Source organism: Bifidobacterium vansinderenii, assembly GCF_002234915.1.
GTDB lineage: Bacteria > Actinomycetota > Actinomycetes > Actinomycetales > Bifidobacteriaceae > Galliscardovia > Galliscardovia vansinderenii.
Genome location: NZ_NEWD01000020.1, coordinates 14,635 through 38,416 on the forward strand (window position 1 = coordinate 14,635; position 23,782 = coordinate 38,416).

General features: G+C 63.5%; 15 protein-coding genes and 1 pseudogene. 10 read left to right on the forward strand and 6 right to left on the reverse strand.

Translation table 11 applies throughout. The features are described 5' to 3' along the window. Positions 1–46: 46 nt before the first annotated feature. Together Tam10B_RS07725 and Tam10B_RS07730 are read right to left on the reverse strand one after the other, a co-directional pair. A complete protein-coding gene (locus Tam10B_RS07725; RefSeq protein WP_093960675.1) occupies positions 47–1,864 on the reverse strand; it encodes an AMP-dependent synthetase/ligase in 1,818 nt (605 codons plus the stop codon). Positions 1,865–2,047: 183 nt separating this feature from the next. Beyond that, positions 2,048–2,776, reverse strand: coding sequence for a gamma-glutamyl-gamma-aminobutyrate hydrolase family protein (locus Tam10B_RS07730; protein WP_093960676.1), 729 nt, complete (start codon positions 2,774–2,776; stop codon positions 2,048–2,050). A gap of 77 nt (positions 2,777–2,853) precedes the next feature. Here Tam10B_RS07730 and Tam10B_RS07735 point away from each other — a divergent pair, with 77 nt between their 5' ends. The 4 genes from Tam10B_RS07735 to Tam10B_RS07750 all read left to right on the forward strand — a co-directional run bounded on the left by Tam10B_RS07735 (position 2,854) and on the right by Tam10B_RS07750 (position 8,021). Beyond that, positions 2,854–4,152, forward strand: a complete 1,299-nt coding sequence (locus Tam10B_RS07735) for a hypothetical protein (protein ID WP_093960677.1) — start codon at positions 2,854–2,856, stop codon at positions 4,150–4,152. Between the two features lie 279 nt (positions 4,153–4,431). Beyond that, complete coding sequence (locus Tam10B_RS07740; RefSeq protein ID WP_093960678.1) at positions 4,432–5,772, forward strand: MFS transporter; 1,341 nt, start codon at positions 4,432–4,434, stop codon at positions 5,770–5,772. 101 nt (positions 5,773–5,873) lie between these two features. Beyond that, entirely contained in the window at positions 5,874–6,914 is a 1,041-nt protein-coding gene (locus Tam10B_RS07745; RefSeq protein ID WP_093960679.1) for an NAD(P)-dependent alcohol dehydrogenase, read from the forward strand. 186 nt (positions 6,915–7,100) lie between these two features. Continuing rightward, positions 7,101–8,021 (forward strand): AraC family transcriptional regulator, encoded by a 921-nt coding sequence (locus Tam10B_RS07750; RefSeq protein ID WP_093960680.1) that lies wholly within the window; start codon positions 7,101–7,103, stop codon positions 8,019–8,021. Between the two features lie 103 nt (positions 8,022–8,124). Here the strand turns inward: Tam10B_RS07750 and Tam10B_RS07755 are convergent. From Tam10B_RS07755 to Tam10B_RS07765, 3 genes and pseudogenes are all read right to left on the reverse strand, one after another. Beyond that, positions 8,125–8,331 (reverse strand): annotated as a pseudogene (locus Tam10B_RS07755) (VOC family protein); the annotation flags it as partial. A gap of 139 nt (positions 8,332–8,470) precedes the next feature. After that, entirely contained in the window at positions 8,471–9,877 is a 1,407-nt protein-coding gene (locus Tam10B_RS07760) for an MFS transporter (RefSeq protein WP_093960681.1), read from the reverse strand. 573 nt (positions 9,878–10,450) lie between these two features. Beyond that, positions 10,451–11,464: a zinc-dependent alcohol dehydrogenase family protein gene (locus tag Tam10B_RS07765; protein WP_093960682.1), complete on the reverse strand. Its 1,014-nt coding sequence runs from the start codon at positions 11,462–11,464 to the stop codon at positions 10,451–10,453. Between the two features lie 763 nt (positions 11,465–12,227). Here Tam10B_RS07765 and Tam10B_RS07770 point away from each other — a divergent pair. The 5 genes from Tam10B_RS07770 (at position 12,228) to Tam10B_RS07790 (ending at position 21,155) form a co-directional block, all read left to right on the forward strand. Next, positions 12,228–16,052 carry an ABC transporter ATP-binding protein/permease gene (locus tag Tam10B_RS07770; RefSeq protein ID WP_093960683.1) on the forward strand — a complete coding sequence of 1,275 codons (3,825 nt, stop codon included), beginning with the start codon at positions 12,228–12,230 and terminating at the stop codon, positions 16,050–16,052. Between the two features lie 219 nt (positions 16,053–16,271). Next, positions 16,272–17,126, forward strand: coding sequence for an aldo/keto reductase (locus Tam10B_RS07775; protein WP_093960684.1), 855 nt, complete (start codon positions 16,272–16,274; stop codon positions 17,124–17,126). Positions 17,127–17,163: 37 nt separating this feature from the next. Then, positions 17,164–17,898 (forward strand): HNH endonuclease family protein, encoded by a 735-nt coding sequence (locus tag Tam10B_RS07780; RefSeq protein WP_093960685.1) that lies wholly within the window; start codon positions 17,164–17,166, stop codon positions 17,896–17,898. Positions 17,899–18,209: 311 nt separating this feature from the next. Further along, complete coding sequence (locus tag Tam10B_RS07785; protein ID WP_408606645.1) at positions 18,210–19,640, forward strand: Nramp family divalent metal transporter; 1,431 nt, start codon at positions 18,210–18,212, stop codon at positions 19,638–19,640. 201 nt (positions 19,641–19,841) lie between these two features. Beyond that, positions 19,842–21,155, forward strand: a complete 1,314-nt coding sequence (locus Tam10B_RS07790; protein WP_233133656.1) for a sensor histidine kinase — start codon at positions 19,842–19,844, stop codon at positions 21,153–21,155. 395 nt (positions 21,156–21,550) lie between these two features. Here the strand turns inward: Tam10B_RS07790 and Tam10B_RS07795 are convergent, their stop codons facing one another. Further along, the gene (locus tag Tam10B_RS07795; protein WP_093960686.1) at positions 21,551–22,255 is read right to left on the reverse strand and encodes a response regulator transcription factor; all 705 of its coding nucleotides are present in this window, start codon (positions 22,253–22,255) and stop codon (positions 21,551–21,553) included. Between the two features lie 363 nt (positions 22,256–22,618). On the opposite strand from Tam10B_RS07795, the gene pstS reads away from it, so the two are divergent. Continuing rightward, positions 22,619–23,746 (forward strand): phosphate ABC transporter substrate-binding protein PstS, encoded by a 1,128-nt coding sequence (gene pstS, locus Tam10B_RS07800; RefSeq protein WP_093960687.1) that lies wholly within the window; start codon positions 22,619–22,621, stop codon positions 23,744–23,746. Positions 23,747–23,782: the final 36 nt, after the last annotated feature.

Sequence of the window (23,782 nt, forward strand, 5' to 3'; positions counted from 1 at the left end):
ATGTTGTGCGTGTCTGCGTGATGAACGTCAACGACGGCGATCGCAACTACCGCTTGCCGGCGTACACCTCGTCGTCGATCACGTCGGCGAACACGGCATTGACCTTCGGACGAACCACCTTGAGCGACGGGGTCAGGCAGCCGTTGTCCTGCGTGAAGCGGTCGGGCAGCACCACGAACTTGCGCACCGACTCGGCGCGCGACACCTGCGAGTTCGCCTTGTCCACGAACACCTGGATCTCGTCGCGCACCGTCTGGTTCTCCGCCGCCTCATCCAACGGCATGTTCGCCGGCAGACCATGTGCGGGCAGCCACACGGCCAGCCCCTCCGGGTCGAGCGTGATCAGCGCGGCGATGAACGGACGCCCGTCGCCGATCACCACCGCATGCTCCACGATCGGGCACTCGTTGATCGCGGCCTCCATCGGAATGGGGGAGACGTTCTTGCCTCCGGCCGTGATGATGATGTCCTTCGCACGGCCGGTGATGGTCAGCGTGCCGTCGTCGTCGAGCGAGCCAAGATCGCCGGTGCGCAGCCAGCCGTCCTCGGTGAACGCCTCGGCCGTCTTCTCCGGCAGATTATGGTAGCCGCGGAACACGTTCGCACCCTTGACCTGCACCTCGCCGTCGTCGGAGATTCGCACCGAGGAGCCCGGCGCGCAACGACCCACCGTACCGATGCGGTTGTCGTCCACGCGGGTCACGGTGAACGGCGCCGCCGTCTCCGTCATGCCATAGCCCTGAATCATCGGCAGGCCGATGCCGGCGAAGAAGTGCGCTAGATCGGGGTTGAGCGGTGCGCCACCGCACGCCACGTACTTGATATTCGGGCCGAGAGCGCCGCGAACCGTGCGGTACACGGCCGACTCGTACATCGCATGCTCGGAGATCTGCTTCAGCGTGTGCCGACGACCCTCCTGCGAGGTGCGTGACCAGTCGCGCGCGGCCTCGGCGGCCTTGGCGAACAGCCGGCCCTTCATGCCCATGCCGGCCTTGCGCGAGGCCGCGTTGTACACCTTCTCGAACACGCGCGGCACGCCCAGCAGATACGTGGGCTTGAAGCTGCGCAGGTCGGGCAGCAGCGAGCGCGTGTCCGGCAGGTAGCCGACCACGCCGTCATCGGAGCCGATCGAGCAGTACTGGATGTAGCGGGCGAAGCAGTGGGCGAGCGGCAGGAACAGCAGCAGTCGCGGATGACCGTCGCAGATCATCTCCTTCATGCACACGAATCCGGCGCGCACGATGCTCAGGAAGTTGCGATGCGTGAGCTCCGCACCCTTCGGAGCGCCCGTGGAACCCGACGTGTATACGATCGTGGCGAGATCGTCGGCGCCCACCGAGTCGATGCGGTCGTCGAGATCCTCGTCGCTCACGGTGACGCCCAGGCCCTCGAGCGCACCCAGCGCGTTTGCGTCGAGCATGAGGATATGGTCCAGCTTCGGGCAGTCGTCCACCACCGACTGCAGACGGTCGAAGCGCTCCTGATCGTCGGCGATGGCGATCCGCACGTCGGAGTCGTTGAGAATGCGCTTGGCTTGTGCGGCGGAGTCGGTGTCGTAGATAGGCACGTTCACCGCACCGATGGCGGCCAGCGCGAAGTCGAGTACGCCCCACTCGTAGCGCGTGGAGGAGAACAGGGTCACCGCGTCGCCCTTGCGGACGCCGAACGCCATGAATCCCTTGGCACAGGCGCGCACCAGACGGTGGAACTCGCCGGTGGTGATGTCGGCCCAGGCGCCCGGACCGGTCTTGCGGCTGGCGATCACCGTGTCCTCGCCCGTGCGTTCGATGCGCTCGGTGAGCAGCGAGTACAGGGTCTCGTCGTTGCGAACCTCGATGGTTCCCGGTTCCGTATATTCCTTCATCGATCCTCGATCCGTTCCATAGCAGTCAAATCCTTTTCCATGCTACGTTCCGGATGCGGTTTCGGCATTGTCCTATGACATCAACTTCCGCACGCAACCTTGTGTAGGAATACAAAAGCGTGCGCGGGATCACACGGCGAATCTTCGTGATCCTGTGCACGCCGCTGCGCGATCAGCCGGCCGTCATTTGGCATGATCGCGGCGATAGTCGGCACACGCCTGTGCGAACGCGTGTGCCAGACGCCGGCTCGGCTCGTCGTCCGGCGTCTGCTCGGGATGCCACTGCACGGCCATGAAGAACGCGCGATCGGGACGATACGCGGCCTCGATCACGCCGTCCGGCGCGGTCGCCTGCACCTCCACGCCATCGCCCGGCCGATGCACGGCCTGATGGTGCACGCTGTTGACCGGCATCGAATCACGTTCGAGAATGCGGTGCAGGGGAGTGCCGGGCGCAATACGCACCTCATGCGACGGTTCGGCGAACGGCTGGGTCTGCCAGTGGTTCAGCGCGCCGGGAATCTCGTCGGCGATCTGCTGGTATAGGTCGCCACCCGCCAGCACGCACATCATCTGCAGTCCGCGGCATACGCCCAGATACGGCATGCCGCGGTCGTAGGCGGCGCGCAGCAGGAACGCCTCGGCATGATCGCGCAACGGCACCGGCTCGTCCATGCCGGGCAGTGTCCTGCCGCCGTACAGCGTCGGATCGATGTCGTTGCCGCCGGGAATAAGCAGTCCGTCCGCACGGTCGAGCATGGCCGTCAGATAGTCGTCGTCCTCGGACGGGTCCACGGTCAGCACGTTCGCGCCCGAGAACTCCAGCAGCCGAAGATATCCGGGATCGATGTCGAACGCGCCGTCCACGGTCTCCGAATACTGCATCATCAACGCCACCACGGGCTTCATCATCGTCGCCTTTCCCTATGCCGCGCGCGGCGGCGATACACTGAATGTCAATTGCGATTATATGAGTGGAGGTCCTCCCCATGGCTGACGAACGTCGTGATGACGCGACCGCGTTCCCCGGCGCCGACGCGCTGCTCGGTGAGCTCGCACGATCCGAGTTTCCGGTGTCCGACGACGTCATCGAACGGCTGCGTCCCATCTACGCGCATCTCGCCGGCGTCTCGCCCGACGACCCCGAATTCGAACGCTACCTGCGCGAGGACGTGATCGAACACGAGACGTTCGACCGTGCCGACGCCATCGACATCAGCGACTCCGTGCTGGACGTGAGCGCCAGGCACAAGAACGATCCCGCGCTGCTGCCCGTGTTCTTCATCGCTTTCGAATGGTTCCACCGCTGCGAATTCGACGCCGAACGACGACTGCGATACTGGGGACGGTTCGTGCCATTGATGAACGTCTGCCTCGGCGCGTTCTCGCTGTACCAGTACGCGCTGTCCATGTTCCACCTGTACGGCGGCGACGAACGGCGCGCCGAGATCGCATCGCGCAAGGCGCTGGACATCGCCCCCGACCACATCGGATTCCTCAACACCTACACCGAGCAGATCCTGGACCGCGTGGAGCGTGAGCTCATCTCCACCGGGCGGCAGATGCCCGAGGACGACGACGAACGATCGCTCACCGAACTGCTGACGATGTTCGACAAGCGCCCGCGCGAGGGATGGCATCCGATCTTCCACGTGAGCTATGGCAGGATCCTCGCCTGTCTCGGTCGGTACGGCGAGGCCCAGAGCGAATTCTCCCAGGCCGTCGACATCGAAAACGCGCGCTACAACGCATGGCGCGAGTCGCGCGACGATTCCGGCGACGGCGCCGGCAAGGGCAAGACCATCAAGGAAAGCACGTATGTGACCGAGATGAACGAGATCTTCGACGCGCGCAACACGTGCAACATGCTGTCGAACATGCGCTCGCTGTCGTCGGTCATCGACGATGCGCAGTCGGCGCAGCGGGATCGTGCCCGCGAACTCGACGACAAGATGGACGAGCTGGGCCGTCGGTTCGACAACGAACGTATTGACATGCTCGAATTCATCGGCTTCTTCGCCGGCATCATCTCGTTCGTCATCGCGTCGATCCAGCTGGGCGACGGACTGGAGTTCCCCACGCGCGCCCTCATGGTGCTGTTGCTCATGGGATCGCTGCTCGTGGCGTTCGGTTCCTTCTCCGCGCTGCTGGAAAGCGGGCGCGCCGTGGATCCGCGAGAGTCGAAACGCGGACACGTGTTCGGATTGCGTGCCGGACTGGTGACGGTGATCGCCCTGGGGCTTATCGTGATCGTCGTCGCACTACTGCTGTATCTGGTCATACGGTGATCGAACGCAGGAGTCAAGCAATGACGCTTGTCTCCTGCATTTTCGTGCCGCTCGTCCGCGATTTCGGTATTCGCTGCCGGATTTTCCATACTCGGCGGAGCAGGGCGGCGGTTTGTATCTTGGCATGATGATGTGCCTTTTGCTTATCCTCTGATGTGCAAAAAAGTATCAATTCTTTACCGTGGGCAGCCATAAAACCATGGTTTTTCGGAACGAAACTTGTATTAACGCTTCAAAGACGGGCGGATGACAACGAAGTTCCACGGTAAGGAGACGAGCATGGCGCAGGGGCTGATGCGAAGGCTGTTGCCAGGATTCCTGGCAATCGGCGTATTCATGACGGGTGACGGATTCGAACTGACGTTCCTCTCGAAGTACGTGGTCGATCAGGGATTCAGCTCGGCGCAGGCGTCGATGCTGTTTACCATGTACGGACTGGTGGCGGCCTTGGCCGGATGGGCGTCGGGAGTGCTGGCCGAACTCTTCGGCGCCAAGCGCATCATGCTCATTGGCGCCATCTCGTGGATCGGACTGCATCTGGTGTTCATTGGCGTGGCGCTCCCCAGTCACATGTATCCGCTGATGCTGCTGGTGTATGCGTTGCGAGGCATGGGCTACCCGCTGTTCATCTACTCGTTCGTGGTGCTGCTGGCGCAGACCGTGGACCCCGGCAAGCTGGCCTCGGCGATGGGATGGTTCTGGACGGCCTACTCGTTCGGCATCGGCGTGTTCGGCGCCTACCTGCCGGCGTTCATCACCCCGGTGATCGGCGAATACTACTCGCTGTGGGTGTCGCTGCCGTTCTCCATCGCCGGCATGCTCATCTGTCTGTTCTTCGTGCCGAAGACCGCCAACGAGAATCTCGATGCCATGAGCACCACGGAGAAGCTGCAGGAGCTCTCCCGTGGCGTGACCATCCTTGGCCAGAACCGGCAGATCGCCCTCGCGGCGGTGTTGCGCGTCATCTGCAACCTTACGCTGTATGGCTTCCCGGTCATTATGCCGCTGTACCTCGCTACGCACAACAATGGCGGTGGCGCATGGTTCCGGGTCACCGAATGGTCCACCATCTGGGGATTGCTCTTCGTCGTCACCGTGTTCGGCAACGTGTTCTGGGGTCGCATGGGAGACCGTTTTGGATGGATGCGTCAGATGCGCTGGTGGGGCTGCTGGCTCTCCGCGCTCGGCACGCTCGCCATGTACTACGTGCCGCAGTTCCTCGGCCATAATCTGCCGGCCATGTACGTGTGCGCCGTGGTGCTGGGCATGGGAATCTCCGCGTTCGTGCCGATGGGCGCCATCTTCCCCGCCTTGGAGCCCGAACATAAGGGTGCGGCGGTCTCGGCCCACAATCTCGCCTCCGGACTGACCACGTTCTGTGGTCCCTTCATCGCGACCATCCTGCTCGAGACGGTCGGGTTCGCCGGCGTGTGTTGGGCCTATGCGATCTGCTACATTGGCGGCTCCGCCATCTCGATCTTCATCCGGCCGAAGCAGCCCGGCTTCGACGGGCATGGTCGTCGAATCGCAGCCACCGAGCTTGACAAGACGAGCGGACGAGTCGTTTCCATCGGCGGCGACGACTCGATGACGGCCACGGCCGTAGCCACGGTCACCTGAGCCCTGCGATACATAGACGCATCCGACACCGCCAGACAAGCGAAAATCCAATAAACCAAACCAACCGACAACAATCAAACCAACAGCAAAAGGAGATCACCATGAAGGCAGTAGTTCTCGAGAAGCAGGGCGTCATCAACGTGCGCGAGGTTCCGGATGCTCCGGCCCTCGGCCCTGGTGAATTGCGTATCGCTCCGCACACCGTGGGCGTCTGCGGTTCCGACCTGCACTACTACACGCACGGACGTGTCGGCAAGTACGTGGTCGAGCAGCCGATGATCCTCGGCCACGAGGCCGCCGGCACCGTGCTTGAAGTCGGCGAAGGCGTCACCGGTTTCAAGCCCGGCGACCGCGTGGCCCTCGAACCCGGCATCCCCGACATGTCGTCCCGCGCAAGCCGTCTCGGCATGTACAACGTCGATCCGGCCGTCCGCTTCTTCGCCACCCCGCCGATCGACGGCTGCCTGTGCGAGGAAGTCGTCCACCCGGCCGCCTTCACCTACCACCTGCCCGACAACATGAGCTTCGGCGAGGGCGCGCTGCTCGAACCCACCGCCGTGGGTATGTGGGCCGCCACCAAGGCGCGCATCAAGCCCGGTGACGTGTGCGTGGTCACCGGCTCCGGCACCGTGGGCATGCTCACCGCCTCCGCCGCGCTCGCCGGCGGTTCCTCCAAAGTCATCGTCTCCGATGTCTCCGACGTCAAGCTCGGCATCATCGGCCAGATTCCCGGCATCATCCCCGTGGACCTCACCAAGGAGGACCTGGTCGAGCGGGTCCGTGAGGAGACCGGTGGTTGGGGCGCCGACGTGGCGTTCGAATGCTCTGGCGCCCCCAAAGCGTTCGAGACCTTCTGGAAGCTCATCGCCCCCGGCGGCTGCGCGGTGCTCGTCGGCATCCCCGTGAACCCGGTGTCCATCGACATCACCGAGCTGCAGGCCACCGAGGTCCGCATCGAGAATGTGTTCCGCTACGCCAACGTGTATCAGAAGGCCATCGACCTGGTCGCCAGCGGCAAGCTCAACCTCAAGCCCTTCATCACCGACACGTACGCGATGAAGGACGCCAAGGCCGCCTTCGACCGCATGGACGAGGGACGCCCCGGCGACATCAAGCTGCAGATCACCGTCGATCGTGACTGACTCTCAATCGTCTATGACGCCAGAGTCGTGAGGACATGAATATACAGCGAGAGGCCATCGATGTTTTTGTCGATGGCCTCTCGCCGTATGATGCGAATGGAGACAGGAATAATGACGTTGCCGTCGACTGCGGTAACGCAGGCCAGACCGCACAGACGGCGGTATCGCAGACAAGGAGCGGCTGAAATGAACGCATGGCCGGTGAACACGGTGATTGGGGGATTCCCCGATGGAGCCCATGCCGGTTCGGGCGCATTGGAAGTGATTGTTCCCGACGCCGACGCCTCGATCAGATGGGCATGCCATGGATATCCGAATTCTCTGGCCAAATGGCATTACCATCCGCAGATCGAATTCCACCTCATTCGCGAAGGCAGCGGACAGTTCATGGCGGGGGACGGATTGATGCCGTTCGAGGCCGGGCATGTGGCGATGGTTGGATCGAACCTTCCCCACAACTGGCTGTCCGACATCATTCCCGGGGAACGGCTACCGCATCGCGATGTGCTGTGCCATGTTCGTCCCCAGATCATTCGCAGACTGATCGGCATCTTCCCTGAGACGGCGGGTTTCGAACGGGTGCTGCGACGCTCGCAGCAGGCCATTGTGCTTTCCGGCGAGGCAGCTCGGGTCGCGGGCGAGCTGCTGGTCGCCATGGGCGAACATACTCCGGAATGGAGAGTCGCCGATCTCATCGCCCTACTTGCGGTGTTCGAACAAGCCTCTCCGGATGAAACCCGTACGGTGGTTACTCCGGATTACAATCCCGACATCGCGGTCGGTGCCGAAACCGCCATCAACTCGACGATCGCCTATATCTCCGCGCATCTCGACGACGCCAGTCTCGAGCAGGCCGCGAAATCCGCGTCGATGAGCGTATCGACGTTCTCTCGGTTCTTCAAGAACGTGGCCGGCATAGGATTCTCGGATTTCGTCTGTCAGCTGCGAATCAGCCGCGCATGCCGCCTGCTGACCACCACGACGATGACCATCGCTGAGATTCGTCGGCTGAGCGGATACGCCAACACCTCTAATTTCAATCGTCGGTTTCTCGATAAGACCGGCATGACACCCTCCCAATATCGTAGGACACACACCAATCGGTAATAGCTCCGGCGTCGTCTGACAGACGACAATAGAAACGGCGGACGATCGTTGTGCGCGACCGTCCGCCGGTGACGACGAGGACGAATGCTGCTAGCTCACCCGATCACACGATCTGGCAGAATTCGATGGTTTCGCCGTTCGGGCCATAGACGTTGAAGAAGCGGATGCCGTTGTCCCAGAACGAGGGGATGGACTGGAGCTCGGTGTCCTTGAAGTTCAGTCCGAGCTCCTTGGCGTTGGCGAACGCGGCCTCGATGTCCGGGGTGTCGAATGCCCAGTGGTTGATCGCGCCGGTGGTCATCGGCGCGGGTATTGGTCACTCGGCTCGGGCGATCCCAGTGATCGGGTTTGTAAAACGTTGAAATTGCAACGATCGTATGATGTGATCACGCGGGCCGGGCGAGCCGAGTGACCAATACCCGGCCCACGTGACTGTTTATGTTGGACGATCAAGCCTTGGCTGTGGCGATCATGGGCGAAGGCGAGGCGGCGGGGGAGTTGGCCACGAGAGCCACGTCGCGCTTCTCCTCCTGCTCGCGCTCGGCCTGCTCCTGCTCCTCCATGAGAGCGTCGCCGAGAGTCTTCGCGCCGGGGATGCGGTGGCCCTTCTCGTCGAAGCCGGGCTGATGCGGGTGCAGGGTTAGGGTGAGCAGGAACGCCACCACGTACAGTGCTGCGTACGTCCAGCAGATGCCCTCGATGCCAACGGCCGGCAGCAGCAGCGTTGCGATGCCGGGGCCGACGAACGTGGTCAGGCCGGCGGCCAGATTGTAGGCGGAGAGTGCGGCGCCCTGCTTGTCGGGCGCCTCAAGCGTCATGATGGTCGGCAGGCAGGAGAACGCGCAGGTGCCGATGCCCACCACGATCGAGGCGATGATCATCATCAGCGCGTTCGGGCCGAACCAGCGCGGCATGTAGTAGAAGAGCACGGAGCCCACGGCCAGCACGCCGCAGCCGAACCAGCGCATCGGCCAGACCCAGCCGAAGCGGTCCATGAACCAGCCCCAGAAGGTGTTGAAGATCAGCGTGACGACGAACACGAAGCCCCAGATGCGCATCCACTCCTCGGTCTTGAAGATGTTGATGCCTCCGTACTTCGTGGTGCACAGATACAGCGGCATGATGACCGGGAAGCCATACAGCAGCAGGTTGTTGATGATGCGGATAATCGCGCAGATGGCGATCTTGCGGTTGGTGAACAGGATGGTGGCGCCGTCGGTGAGCTCCTTGAGCTGTTCCCTGCGGCTCAGCCCCTCGCCTTTGACGACCTTGTTCTTCGGTACGCAGAAGAAGCACATGATCGTGCCGACGATCGAGAACGGCAGTGCGAACCAGAACGTCTTGTACTCGCCGAAGTGCGGCATGATGAAGCTCGGCAGGTAGGCGCCGAACACGCCGATGCCCAGCGAGAAGCAGGTCCAGAAGAAACCGGTGGCGCTGGCCAGGCGGGCGGGGGTGATGTACTGGGCCATGAGCACTACGAAGCTGTAGATGAACAGCGGGTAGCCAATGCCGCGCACCGCGTATACGGCGAGGATGAACGGATAGATGCCGCTGGGCAGTGCGACGGCGAGGAAGACCAGATGCACGCCGATCCACCAACAGGCGCCGAACATCATGACGCGACGGGCGCCGAACATTTCGGCGAGAACGCCTGCCGTCCAGCCGCCGAGCGCGGCGAACAGTCCGTAGACGGTGACCAGGCCGGACGCCTGTGCGGCGGTGAAGCCTTGGTCGACCATGTACTTCGACAGGAAGGTGAGCTCGAAGCCGTCGCCGGTCATGAAGATGGCCACGGCGAGGAATCCCAGCAGCAGCGTGCGCGGGATGCCGAATTTCTCAATCATCTTGAGCATGATGTCTCTCTTACATAAGTCCAATTTCCCGCATCATCGCGGAACGAATATTGTCCTTCCCCTTGAGGGGAAGGTGGCACGCGAAGCGTGACGGATGAGGTGAAGCGCGCTGAAGCACCGAAAGGATCCGCATCCTTGTAGCTTCTCCCGCTGCGCGGGCCGGCGTGTGGGGTTCGACACACTCGGGCCGTTTGGCCTCGCTCCGGCGATGTGATCGCGAAGCGTATCACATCGCCTCCGCTGATACAGTCGACCCCCACACGCCGCCCCACTCCGCTAGACCCCGAGTCTCTTGATCGAGTACTTCCCGGTTAGTTCGAAAGAGAACGCCCGAAATCCATCCGGTTCTATTGCCCAGATAGAGGCCATTCCCCGACCGAAGGACCTTATGCCCTCGAGGTCAAGTATTCGCTCAACCTGAGCGGAGGGGAGGGGCATGCGTTTTGCGAGCGTAGGCAGCGGAGGGATTTGTTATGCTTCGCAAACAAATCCCGGAGCGAGGCCGAACGGCCTTGAGTGTCTCGCGAAACGCATGCCCCTCCCCTCCGCGGCCAAAGGGGAAAGAGCCGAACCTTACTTGCCGACCTTGCCGACCTTCACCACGGCCTTGGACACCCCACTGATCCTGCCGTCGAGGAAGTCCTGCACCTGTTCGAGCTCGAGCTCGTGGCTGATCAGACCGCCGATGTTCATCTTGCCGGTGGAGACGAGGGCGATGGCGTCCTTGAAGGTGAGCGGGTTGATGAAGGAGCCCTGGATGGTCAGCTGCTTCTTGTAGATGTCGTAGGTGTTCATCTCGAAGTGGGCCTCCTGCGGTCCGACGCCGAACATGAGCACCTGGGCTCCCTTCTTGGTGGCGGCCACGGCCTGGGCCTGGGTGGCGGGCAGGCCGACGGCTTCGATGACCACGTCGTAGGCGTCGGCGGGGATCTGCTCGCGGGTGGTGTTGAACGTCTCGGTGACGCCGAACTGCTCCTTGTTGCGGGCCAGTTTGTCGTCGAAGATGCCGGCGAGGTCCACCTGGTGCACGCCGTAGGCCTGGAGCAGCTGGGCGAAGATCTGTCCCATGAAGCCGTCGCCGATCACGAGGGCCTTCTGGTAGGGGTGCAGGTCGAGCAGGTCGAGGCCGTGCACGCCGCAGGAGACGGGCTCGATGGCGGCGGCGTCGCGCAGGCTGACGTTGTCGGGCAGCTTGTAGACCACGGAGGCCGGGGCGGTGAACTGTTCGGCGAGGCCGCCGTCACGGGTCACGCCGACGGCGCTGAGGTGGTCGCACAGTTCGGGACGCTGGGTGAGGCAGAACTCGCACTGGCCGCAGTAGATGTTCGGGTCGACGGCTACGCGGTCGCCGGGCTTGACGTTGGTGACTTCGGCGCCGATGGCTTCGACGATGCCGGAGTTCTCGTGGCCGAGCACGATCGGCGGAACGGCGGCGGCGGAACCGGGGCGGCCGGCGTACAGGTCGTGGTCGGTGCCGCACACACCGGCGTATGCGGTGTTGATGAGCACTTCGTTCGGTGCGATTTCGGGGGTGGGGAGGTTCTGGATTTCGAACTGCTTGACACCGGTGAGAACGAGAGCCTTCATGATAAATGCCTTTCTGTTGTTCCTCGCGTTTGCGCCCGCGGGAGGGCGTTGGCTTCTATGCCGTGATCGGGTGAATGATGACCATATGGTCGGAGTCCGTGGATTCATGGGTTGGCTTGTGATCGGGTATGAATCGGGGACTGTGCTTGTTTCACGTGAAACGACGTGAGTGCGCTGGAACGATCATCGTCAATGCTGATCGTCGCTATGGAAAGGCGGTTTACATGTGGGTCAGGCGACGGACGAGGCGCTCGTGGCGATGGCGGAACTGCACCGCCATCAGAGCGGCATCGTCAAAGAACTTCATCATGGCGGGAATCACCTCCTGTCGCGTCGTTGCTGATGGCTGCCGTGGAACATCGGCCGGGCATTGTGGCTGGCTGCAATGCCGTCGGACTTGATGCCCTTGGCTGTGTTGTTGACACTTACTTTATCTTATGGAAAAAACTTTTGCAAATCATATTGATAAAACATGCGACACGCCTCGGATTTCAATAGTTTCAGAGGTATCTGTTTGACGGCGAGATTGCCTTGGTGTCACCTCATCCGTCGGCTTCGCCGACACCTTCCCCTCGAGGGGAAGGCGGCATATTGCCGGGCTGCCTTGCCTGCATGCCATCGCTTTTTTCGCCATCCCCGCGCAGGGCTGAAAACGAACCCTTCCCTAAACCTGCGAATCACGCTACCGTGGTAGGGCTGTACGAACGCATGCGCCGGTACGCGCATGGCGACACATATATATAGGGGAGGCCCAAGGGGAAGTATGTTCGATAAACGACTGTTTGCCGTGGTTCCGGGCGTCGGCCGGCTTGTCGCCGGCAAGGCGGCGCTGCTCTGGGTCACACTCGTGGCGAATATCGCATTCGCCATAACGCTGGTGATGTTCCTCTATGATCTGCTCAACGCCGCAGATCCGCACCGTCCGGTGGCGGCGATCTGCCAGATCACCCCGAATGGAGGCTGTGCGCCGGCCCCCGGCCTCGCCGACATCCACATCGCCATGACGCCGGGCGAGGCCGTCCCCTACATCATCGCCTTCGTCGTCATTGCGGCCATCCGATATGCGGCCACGCGCGGCGCCACGCATCTGGGATTCCTCGCCGCCGAAAAGGTCAAGCTCGCCCTGAGGCAGCGGATGATCCGCAAGATGCACGCCCTCGGCCCCGCCTACTCCAACGCCGTGCGCACCTCCAGCGTGGTGCAGCTCGCCGGCGAAGGCGTGGAACAGGTGCAGACCTTCTTCGACCTGTTCCTGCCGCAGCTGTTCTACAGCGTGCTCGCCCCCGTCACCCTGTTCGTCGTGCTGCTGCCCGTGAACCTGCCGGCCGCCGTCACGCTGCTGGTCTGCGCGCCGCTCATCGTACTCATCGTCGGCATGGTCGCCATGAGTGCGGCCCGCGTCTTCAAAAAATACTGGGGCAAGTACACCGACCTCGGTGCCACGTTCCTCGACGACCTGCAGGGCCTCGAGACCTTGAAGAACTTCGACGCCGACGAACGTGCGCACGCCACCATGAACCGGCGTGCCGAGGAGTTCCGCGTCATGACCATGAACGTGCTGCAGATCCAGCTGCGCTCGCTGTCGGTCATGGACCTGGTCGCCTACGGCGGCGCGGCTGCAGGCATCGGCGTAGCCCTGTGGCAGTATGCCTCGTATGGCGTGAGCCTGCCCGGCGTGCTGCTCATCGTGCTGCTGTCCGCCGACTTCTTCATTCCGCTGCGTCAGCTCGGCTCCTACTTCCACGTGGCGATGAACGGCATGACCTCCAGCCGCAAGATCCTCGACCTGCTCGACACGCCCGAACCCGAGCACGGCAGCGCGTCCATGCCCGACACCGACGTGACCGTGCGCTTCGACGGCGTCGGATTCCGCTACACTGATACGGCCGATGACGGCAAGCCCACGACGAGCGGCAATGCTTCGTCCACAACGACCGTGGAAACCGCGAACAAGTCTGGGGATTCCGAAATCGCCAAGACCCCCGATACCGGCGAGACCGAACAACACTACGCCCTGCATGGCGCGTCGTTTGTCGCGCGTCCCGGCGAGCTCACTGCAATCGTGGGCGTGAGTGGGTCCGGCAAGTCTACGGCTGCCGGACTGATCGCCGGACGACTGATCGGGTATACCGGATCCATCACGTTCTCCGATGTGGATTCTTCCCTCAGTCCGGCTGCGTCGTCCAGCTCCCTCCCCGGGAGGGAGCACGCAGAGGTCGTGGAGCTGCGCGACGCGTCCCTTGATTCGTTGCTCGCCGGAGTGACCATCGTCTCCGCCACCAGCCACCTGTTCCACGACACACTGCGCGCCAACCTGCTCATGGCCAAACCCGACGCCACCGACGACGACCTGTGGCACGCCCTCGAACTGGCGCGCATCGCCGACTTCGTGCACGCACAGCCGAACGGGCTTGACATGCCCATCGACGAGGGTGCATCCAACCTGTCCGGCGGTCAGAAGCAGCGCATCGCACTGGCGCGCGGACTGCTGCACGACTCCGCCGTCGTCGTGTTCGACGAGGCCACCAGCAACGTGGATGCCGAAAGCGAGCGTCTGATCCTCGACGCGATCCACGATCTCGCAGCCTCCGGCAAGACCGTGATCATGATCACCCACCGCATGGCCAACGCCGTGGACGCCGATCATGTGGTCGTGTTCGACCACGGCACCGTGACCGAAAGCGGCACGCATGACGAACTCATGGCCGCCGGCGGCGAGTACGCGCGACTGTTCCGCACGCAGAGCGCGGTGGAGGAGTTCGGGAAGCGTCCGGTTGGCTTCACGCCGGATGCGGATGATCGCGGCGTGAACGGTGCGTTGACGTTCGGCTCCCCTCAGCCGGAGGAAAACGAGGTCATCGATGTCGCGGACTCCGCTGTAGCGGGGGAGCCGGAGAACAAGGCGCCGATGTCCACGATTGCGCTGATCCGGCGACTGGTCGGGCAGGCGCGTCCATTGGCCGGATTCATGACCGCGGCCGTCGTCTGTGGCGTGATCGGTCACCTGTCCGCCACGCTGCTGCCCACGTTCGGCGTGATCGGCCTGTTCGCGCTCGCCGGACACCCCGTGTGGGGCATCGGCGTCGTGCCGGCCGCGACCGGTCTGGCGGTCTGCGCCGTGATCCGCGGCGTGATGCGCTACGTGGAACAGTTCATGAACCATAATGTGGCGTTCCGTCTGCTCGCCCTGTTCCGTGACAAGGCGTTTGGCGCGTTGCGTCGTCTCGCGCCGGCCAGGCTCGCCGGCCGAGGCAAGGGCGATCTGGTGGCCCTGATCACCACCGACGTGGAACTGCTCGAGATCTTCTTCGCCCACACCATCTCCCCGGTGGTCATCGCCGTCGTCACGTCGGTCGTGTTCGCCGGTCTGCTGGCCGGACTTAACCCGTGGTTCGCGCTGCTGCTCATCGTCGCCCATCTGACGGTCGGCGTGGCATTGCCGCGACTGTTCGCCGCCCGCGTGACCCCGCTGGGCGCGCAGATCCGCAAGAAGTCCGCCGAACTCGACGACTACGTGCTCGACGGCATGCGCGGCATGGACGAGACCATTCGCTTCAACCAAGGTGAGCGTCGCGTGGCGTCGGTCACCGAACGCACCATGGCCCTGTGGGATCGACGTGGCCGGCTCAGCCGCGCCAACGGCGTGTTCGCCGGACTCGGCGGCATGCTGGTCGAACTGTTCACCGTGATCGCCGCCGCCATCGCGCTGTCTCTGGCGTTCGCCGACTCGCTCAGCGTGCCGAACTCGATCGTCGCGGTCACGCTGATCTCCAGTTCGTTCGGTCCCACGCTCGCATTGAGCGCGCTGCCGGCCAGCCTGACGCAGACGTTCGCGTCTGCCCGCCGACTGTTCGCGCTCATGGACGAGACCCCGGCCGTGGACGAGCGCGGCACCGCCACGCCCGACTACGACGGCATGACGCTCGACCACGTCACCTTCGCCTACCCCGGCACGGCCTCGCCGATCCTGAACGACGCGTCGCTGGACGTGCCGCGCACGGGCGTGCTCGGTGTGCAGGGCCGTTCCGGCGCCGGCAAGTCCACCATGCTCAAGCTGCTCATGCGCTACTGGGATCCGAACACCGGCACGGTGCGCATGTCCGGCACGGATCTGCGTGACGTGGACGCGCATCACCGCCGCCGGGTGCAGACCATGCTTGCGCAGGAGACCTATCTGTTCGACGGCACGATCCGCGAGAACCTGCTGCTTGCCGATCCGGATGCCACCGACGCCGATCTGGCCGACGCCTGCCGCCGCGCCAGCGTGACCGACCTGATCGATTCGCTGCCGGACGGGCTCGACACCGCCGTGGGCGAACTGGGCGACAGGCTGTCCGAGGGCGAGCGCCAGCGCATCGGCCTGGCACGCGTGTTCCTGCGCCGCGCCGACCTGGTGCTGTTCGACGAGCCGACGAGCCGTCTCGATGCGCTCAACGAGGCCGTGATCCTGCGCTCCATCGACGCGCTCGCCACGGGTACGACTGGCGGGACCGATTCCGGGAACGCCGCCGGCCCCGCCGTGATGCTGGTCTCGCATCGCGAGTCTGCCATGCGCGTCGCCGACCGCATCGTGCACGTCGGGCGCTGAGCGGGGCATAGGCGCTGCGGTCGGGCACCTCATCCGTCAGCCTACGGCTGCCACCTTCCCCTCAAGGGGAAGGAGTACTACGTCGGCTTCCCCTCGAGGGGAAGCTGTCGGCGAAGCCGACTGATGAGGTGCCCGACCATTCCGATCAACCCGGCGATCAGACCCCAGCCGCATCCCTGCGTATCATGGCAGAAGGCAAACGAGAACTAAGGAGCTTCCATGGGTTTCGGACCAATCCCCAACATTGAGCTGTCCAACGGCGCCGCCATCCCGCAGATCGGCCTGGGCGTGCTGCGTATCGACGACGACGCCACCGCGCCGGTGGTCGAGTCCGCACTCGAGGTCGGCTACCGTCACATCGACACCGCCGCCGGCTACGGCAACGAGGGCGGCGTGGGCCAGGCGTTGGAAGCCAGCGGCTACGCGCACGGTGCCAAGCGCGAGCAGGTGTGGGTCACCACCAAGCTGCGCGACTCCGAACAGGGCTACGATTCCGCGCTCAAGGCGTTCGATCGTCAGCTCGGTCTGCTGCGCACCGATTACGTGGACATGTACATGATCCACTGGCCCACGCCGTTCGACTGGCGCAGCGACGACGTGTGGCGCGCGTTCACGCGTCTGCGCGACGAGGGCCGCGTGCGCACGCTCGGCGTGTGCAACTTCCTGCCCGAGCATCTGGAGCGTCTGCACGACGAGACGGGGGAGTGGCCGGCCGTCGACCAGATCGAGCTGCACCCCACTTGGCAGCAGCGCGAGGTGACCGAGTTCTGCAAGGCGCACGGCATCGCCGTGGAGGCCTACTCGCCGATCGCCCGCGGCGCCGATCTCAACGCCGGCGACGGCGTGATCGCGCGCATCGCCGAGGCACACGGCGTCAGCCACGCTCAGGTGATCCTGCGCTGGCACATCGAGAACGGCACGATCATCATTCCCAAGTCCGCGCATCGGGAGCGTCAGATCGAGAACGGTTCGCTGTTCGACTTCGCGCTCACTGCCGAGGAGCATGCGGCCATCGACGCGCTCGACGGACCGACCCGCGCAGGCCACGATCCGCGCACCTTCTCCTACAGCTGATCGCACGACCGATCGAAAAAACAGGACCAGTCAGGTCATGACCAGACGTCGTAGACGCGCATTCCGAGGATCGTCGCCGCTCGAACGGCTGGCGATCCTCGTGGTGCTGGCCGTCGTGGCCGGAGTGACCGCCGGACTGCTGCTGCCGCAAGTGAGCGTGACCGTTGGCAAGGCCACCGGCGAATACACGGCGACCGGCAGCGCCGCCGACACACTGGCCACGCTCGCCGTGGTCGACGACCGCAAACCGTCGAGCACCTACCAGCGCGACGCATTCGGCTTCCGCGAATACGATCCCGACGGCAACGGCTGCGATTCGCGCAACGATACGCTCGCCCGCGATCTCAAGAACGTCACCTACGCGAACGCCGAACGGTGCAAGGTCGAATCGGGCACGCTCGACGATCCGTACACCGGCAAGACGATCTCTTTCAAGCGCGGGCAGACCACCAGCGCCGCCGTGCAGATCGACCACGTCGTGGCGCTCAACAACGCGTGGAAGTCCGGCGCCGACTCGTGGGATACAAGGAAACGCTACGAATTCAGCAACGATCCATACAATCTGCTGGCCGTGGACGGACCTGCGAACGTGGAGAAGGGCGACGCCGACGCGTCCGTATGGCTGCCGCCGAACACGAGCTACGACTGCGCGTACGTGGCGCGGCAGATCGGAGTGAAGGCCAAGTACGGGTTGAGCGTCACCTCCGCCGAAAAGGAGGCCATGCTCAAGACCCTCGCCGACTGCCCGGGGCAGGCCGTGCCGGAAAGCTGAGAGGGTTATGTCGGATTCCCTTGCCTCGCGGTGAGCCGGATTCCCTGACTTCTCCCTGTGGATGTTGGTATTGCATATTCCTTGCTTTGCGGTGGTGGATCCCTCCCTCAGCCTCACTGCGTTCGGCAGCTCCCTCCCACGGAGGGAGCACGTAGGCACAATAGCTTTGTGCTCCCTCCGAGGGAGGGAGCTGGCCGCCAAAGGCGGACTGAGGGAGGGGCCTAACACCAAAAACCTCAGCAATTCGCCGAGGGGGCGGCCCTTCCCTCACCCCGCCCGATACGCAATGGTGCTATAACGGCGGTGTGACTATGCAAGGGGAAAATGCAAATCTGAACAATCGCAACGATCACAACGAACGGTCCGGCGTCGGGGAAGTGGGGGAGTCCCGGATCGGTGCCGTCAGGGGCGAGGCAGGGGACAAGCCTCTGGAGCATATCGACCCCCGTGAGGCCGCCGCGCTCGCGGCCAGCGGCAAGCCGCACCGCCAGCACATGCGCAGCGTGCCGAAGCTGGCCGCCCCGCATACCGGCGCCAAGACCAAACTGTCCGCCATCATCGGCCCTGCGTTCGTGGCGGCCGTGGCCTACGTGGATCCGGGCAACGTGGCCGCCAACATCACCTCCGGCGCCCGGTACGGCTTCCTACTGGTCTGGGTGCTGGTGCTCGCCAATGCGATGAGCGTGCTCATCCAATACCAGTCTGCCAAGCTCGGCATCGTCACCGGCCAGTCGCTGCCCGCACTGCTCGGCAACCGCATGAACCCGGGCGGCCGTCTGCTGTTCTTCGCCCAGGCCGAGGTGATCGCCATCGCCACCGATCTGGCCGAGGTGATCGGCGGTGCCATCGCGCTCAACCTGCTGTTCGGCCTGCCGCTATTCATCGGAGGATGCGTGATCGGCGCTGTCTCCACTGTTCTTCTGCTCTTCCAGGGCAAGCGTCAGAGCCTGTTCGAAAAGCTCATTGTGGCGCTGCTGCTTGTCATCACGTTCGGGTTTATCGCCGGACTGTTCATCGCGCCGCCGGATCCCGGCAAGGTGCTCGGCGGTCTGGTGCCGCACTTCAACGGCGCGGACTCGGTGCTCATGGCCAGCTCCATACTGGGCGCCACCGTGATGCCGCACGCCATCTACCTGCATTCCACGCTGGTCAACGACCATTACGAGGGCCGTACCGAGCGCCCCGACATCAAGCGCGAACTGTTCGGCACCAAGATCGACGTGGTGTGGGCGCTGCTGCTGGCCGGCACCGTGAATCTGGCGCTGCTGCTGCTCGCCGCGAACAGCCTGCATGGCATGACCGGCACTGACACGATCGAGGGTGCGCAGCATGCGGTGGTGCAGGTGCTCGGCCCGGTCATCGGCACGATCTTCTCGATCGGCCTGCTCGCGTCCAGCCTGTCGAGCACGTCGGTGGGCACCTACGCCGGTCAGGAGATCATGCACGGACTACTGCACGTCGAGGCGCCGATGTGGGCGTGCCGCATCATCACGCTCGTACCGGCCCTGATCGTGCTGTGGTTCAGCACCAATCCCACGTTCGTGCTGGTCGTGGGTCAAGTGATCCTCTCGATCGGCATCCCGTTCGCCATCATCCCGCTCATGCGGTACACGCACGACCGCACGCTCATGGGCGAATGGGCGGACGGTACGGTCAAGCACGTGATCTTCCTGATCGTGGCCGCGCTGATCATCGTGCTCAACGTGACGTTGGTCGTGCTGACGTTCATGGGACAGAGCTGACCGCTTGCCAGTGAGCGATCACATCGGCGACGTCCCAACGACACGCCGATATCGCCGAGGAATTCACCGGACGGTCATCTGCCATACCCCGATCGGTCATCTGCCAAATTGTGTCGTCCGCGGCCCCTCCATAATGTGGATAACGGAAAAATCGATTGACGACAGGCGAGAGAATGCCTGCACGAGTGGACGGGGCAAAAGATGTCGGAATCCATGACCGCGATGGTGATCGCAGTGGGGATCGTATCCGTGATCGCGATCGTGCTCATCGGCCTGGCTTGGCGATACGGCGTGATGGCCGGCGAGGAGCACGCCAAGACGCGCCACGCCGACGAACGGAACGCGACCCCACAGTCGATCTACGGCAAGGGGGTGTCCGCCGACGAGGCGTCGCGCAATCTGCTGCAGACGCTGCGCAGCGGCACCATCATCGTCGACGGGCTTGGCGACGTACGCTATTCCAGCCCGCGACTGGACGATCTCGGCGTGGTGAACGACGGCCATCTGGTATCCGACGAGATCCGCGACATCCTCGCCCAGGTGGCATCCGACGGAGAGATCCGCGACCGGGAGATCGAAATGACCATGCAGTCGCCGTCCGGACGGATCACCGAACAGTCGGACGTGTACCTGCAGGTGCGCATCGGACACATCGCCACGATCGAGACGTTGCCCGTCACGTTCGGCAGCGAGATCGCCAACGCCGGGGGAGCCGACGAACTCTACGTGATCTTCCTTGAGGACATCAGCGAGAAACATCACTTCGAACAGATGCGCCGCGACTTCGTGACCAATGTGTCGCACGAGCTCAAGACGCCGGCCGGCGCGATCTCACTGCTCGCCGAGACCGTCTCCAGCGCGGCCGACGACCCGGACGCCGTACGCTACTTCTCCGGCAGGATCTCCAAGGAGTCCGCACGACTGACCGAACTCGTGCAGAAGCTTATCGCCCTGCAGAAGGTGCAGGACGAGGACGGGCTCACCGCCACCGACAGCAAACCGGTGTCCATCCCGAGAATCGTGCGCGAGGCCGTGGCCGAAAACGAGGTGCAGGCCGCAGCCAAGCATATCGAGATTCGCATGTACTTCGGCGACGACACCGAGGGCGTGACCGCCGAAACTGCCGAAAACGGCAAACCCGACACGTCGCTCGACGACGAGATCATCGTCAACGGCGACGCCGACTCGCTCAAGACCGCGGTGAAGAACCTCGTGGAGAATGCCATCCACTACTCGCCGGAGAACACGCACGTGGGCGTGAGCGTCCGCAAGAACGGACGCGTGCAGATCCGAGTGGTCGACCAGGGCATTGGCATTCCCGCCGACGCGCAGAAGCGCATCTTCGAACGCTTCTACCGTGTGGACCCGGCACGCTCGCGGGCCACCGGCGGCACCGGTCTGGGACTGGCGATCACCAAGCACATCGTGCAGGACGCCGGCGGCACGATCTCCGTCTGGTCCAGGCCGGGGGAGGGCTCCACCTTCACCATCGACCTGCCCAAGGCGGAGCAGTGAAGGCTTGGGCAGACGGGGCCGCTAGCACACATTGGTATCGGCCTGCGGCCGATACTGTGTTTTCTTCCCGCTGCCGCGGGAATTCCCACCTCATCCGTCGGCTTCGCCGACACCTTCCCCTCAAGGGGAAGGCGGCATCACGGCGGATAGTTCTATCAGGTCATACGTTGCCTTCCCCTCAGGCTGAGGCCGTAAAGCAAACGCCGGAGGCGTTTGTAGGGCTCAGACGAGCCGACAGGCGAGTGAGAAACGCCGGACGAAGTCCGTCAATTCTTGCCGAAGAAGGTGTCGGCGAAGCCGACGGATGAGGTGACGCTTTCCGAGACATCGGAAAGAAGATGCAGTATCGGCCGCAGGCTGATTCCGGTTCCACCGCCCGCTACATTTCCGCCGAACTACTCGGCAGGCTCGTCGATTTTGTAGCCGAGACCGCGCACGGTGGTGATGTAGTGCGGGTGGGCCGGATCCTCCTCGATCTTGGAACGCACACGCTTGATGTGCACGTCCAGCGTCTTGGTGTCGCCGACGTAGTCCGAGCCCCACACGCGGTCGATCAGCTGATGACGGGTGAGCACACGGCCCTTGTTTTGCATCAGATACTCAAGCAGCTCGAACTCCTTAAGCGGGAAGAACACGCTCTCGCCGTGCACGGTCACCGCATGCTGCCCCACCAGCATGCGGATCGGGCCGCACACCAGCGGAATGTCGTCGTCGCCGGAATCGGAGCCGTCGCCGCCGCCGGAACCGCGACGCAGCACCGCACGCACGCGGGCCAGCAGCTCACGGAACGAATACGGCTTGGTCACGTAGTCGTCCGCACCGATCTCCAGACCTACGACCTTGTCGATCTCCGAGCTCTTGGCCGTGAGCATGATGATCGGCACACGGCTCTGCTCGCGGATGCGGCGACACAGTGACGTGCCATCCAGACCGGGAAGCATCAGATCAAGCAGAACCAGATCCACGCCACCCTTGGTAAACAGCTCAAGGCCCTCCTCGCCGGTGGCCGCGGCCACTACGTCATAGCCTTCATGGGTGAACTGGTAGACCAGCGGTTCCCTGTAGGATTCCTCGTCCTCAACGACCAGTATGCGGGTCATACGATTGACTCCCCCTTGTGTGACTTACTCGTGACTTACTCAGGCACGGTGACTTACTCAGGCACAGACAGCATACATCGCCATGCTGATACCTAGGATTCACCATACAAACGTTCAGACTTCACCTACCGTACGCCATCGAAAGCTACACAATCTACATCTGATCGATGTAGAAAGCAGATATCAGCACAAGTTCACTTTCCGTTCACCCACAATGGTCATGGTCACCCCCAAGCTCCCATAATCTTGAATTGTCATAAAAAAGCGTGCTCGGCCAATGACAGCAACCTGAAGGCGGCACGCGGTCGTAAACGTTGATTTTTCAGCGGTTTGCGGCGGAAAAGGATATAAGAGGGAATAGTTATGCGAAAGAACATTCTTATGCGCTCCGTGGCCGTCATGTCCGGTCTGGCCATGCTCGCCTCCCTGGCGGCCTGCGGCGACAACACCTCCAGCTCCAGCAACGGCTCCAGCTCCAGCGCCTCCGCCGAGAAGATCTCCGGTGACTTCCAGGGCGCTGGCGCCTCCTCCCAGCAGAGCGCCGTTGAGGCCTGGATCGCTTCCTACCAGGCCACCAACCCCGACGCCAAGATCGCCTACAACCCCACCGGTTCCGGCGCTGGCGTCACCACCTTCCTCACCGGCGCTACCGCATGGGCCGGCTCCGACGCCTCCCTGACCAACGATCAGGTCAGCCAGTCCAAGGACGTGTGCGCCGACGGCACCACCGCCTTCGACATCCCGGCCTACGTCTCCCCGATCGCCGTGGTCTTCAACCTCAAGGACGTCTCCGGTCAGGGCAAGCACCTGAACATGGACGCCGACACCATCGCCAAGATCTTCGACGGCAAGATCACCAAGTGGAACGACGAGGCCATCGCCAAGCAGAACCCGAAGGTCACCCTGCCCGACACCGCCATCACCGTGGTGCACCGTTCCGATAAGTCCGGCACCACCCAGAACTTCGTCAGCTACCTCAAGGACGCCGCTCCGAGCTCCTGGACCTACGACCTGAGCGAGAACTGGCCGAACGAAGTCGGCCAGGGCGGCAAGGGCACCTCCGGCGTGATCAGCACCGTCAAGCAGGCCGACGGCACCATCGGCTACGCCGACGCCTCCCAGGCCGGCGATCTCGGCACCGTCGCCCTGAAGGTCGGCGAGAAGTACGTGCCGTACTCGGCCGAGGCCGCCTCCAAGGTCGTCGACGCCTCCCCGCTCGATGACTCCGCTCAGGGCGACAACCGCGTGGTCGTCAAGCTCGACCACAACACCACCGCCGACGGCGCCTACCCGCTGGTCCTCGTCTCCTACGACATCGCCTGCCCGGCCTACAAGGACGCCAACACCGCCAAGTTCGTGAAGTCCTGGCTGACCTACGTGGTGAGCAAGGACGGTCAGGACGTGGCCGCCAAGAACGCCGGTTCCGCCCCGCTGTCCGACACGATGCGCGCCAAGATCACCAAGTCCATCGACGCCATCAAGACCGAGTGATCCGAGCGATTCGGTAGCTGAGTCCAGGAATCGAAA